Source organism: Streptomyces sp. CAI-85, assembly GCF_013363615.1.
GTDB classification, from domain to species: Bacteria; Actinomycetota; Actinomycetes; order Streptomycetales; family Streptomycetaceae; genus Streptomyces; species Streptomyces antibioticus_B.
In genome coordinates this window covers 1-897 of record NZ_JAANNX010000214.1, presented here as the reverse complement: position 1 = coordinate 897, position 897 = coordinate 1, and the positions used below count along the sequence as shown (strand labels likewise).

General features: G+C 66.9%; 2 protein-coding genes. Both read right to left on the bottom strand.

Translation table 11 applies throughout. The annotated features are described in order from the left end of the window. Positions 1 to 542, bottom strand: a 542-nt coding sequence (gene rpsC, locus G6W55_RS37855) for a 30S ribosomal protein S3 (RefSeq protein WP_175525087.1), incomplete at its 3' end; no start/stop codon positions are given. Then, on the bottom strand, positions 542 to 897 hold a 356-nt coding region (gene rplV / locus G6W55_RS37850), incomplete at its 5' end, for a 50S ribosomal protein L22 (RefSeq protein ID WP_309243890.1). The genes rpsC and rplV, both read right to left, overlap by 1 nt.

Here is an 897-nt window from a genome sequence, read left to right as displayed (position 1 = left end):
ACGTTCGCGCGGAGCGTGTGCAGGGGCACACGGCCCTCGCGGTAGAACTCCGAGCGGGACATCTCGGCGCCACCGAGGCGGCCACCGCACTGGATCTTGATGCCCTTGGCGCCGGCCTTCATGGCGGACTGCATGCTCTTGCGCATGGCCCGACGGAAGGAGACGCGGGAGGAGAGCTGCTCGGCGACGGCCTGGGCCACGAGCTGAGCGTCCGTCTCCGGGTTCTTGACCTCGAGGATGTTGAGCTGGACCTGCTTCTTGGTCAGCTTCTCCAGGTCGCCGCGGATACGGTCGGCCTCGGCGCCGCGGCGGCCGATGACGATGCCCGGACGCGCGGTGTGGATGTCGACGCGGACACGGTCACGGGTGCGCTCGATCTCCACCTTCGAGATGCCGGCGCGCTCCATGCCGGACGTCATCATCCGACGGATGGCGACGTCTTCCTTGACGTATTCCTTGTACGACTTGTCGGCGTACCAACGCGACTTGAAGTCGGTGGTGATGCCGAGCCGGAACCCATGCGGGTTAACCTTCTGGCCCATTACCGGGTTCCTTCCTTGCTGCTGACGACCACGGTGATGTGGCTGGTCCGCTTGCGGATCCGGTAGGCACGGCCCTGGGCGCGCGGACGGAACCGCTTCAGGGTCGGGCCCTCATCGACGTACGCCTCGGAGATGAAGAGGCTGTCGACATCGGTGTGGTCGTAGTTGTGCGCGGCGTTGGCAATGGCGCTGTCCAGCACCTTGCCGACCGGCACGCTCGCGGCCTGCGGGGCGAAACGCAGGACCGCCTGAGCCTCCGTGGCATCCATGCCACGGATAAGGTCCACCACGCGGCGGGCCTTCATGGGCGTGACGCGGATGTACCGCGCCTGGGCCCTGGCTTCCATGGTTGTCC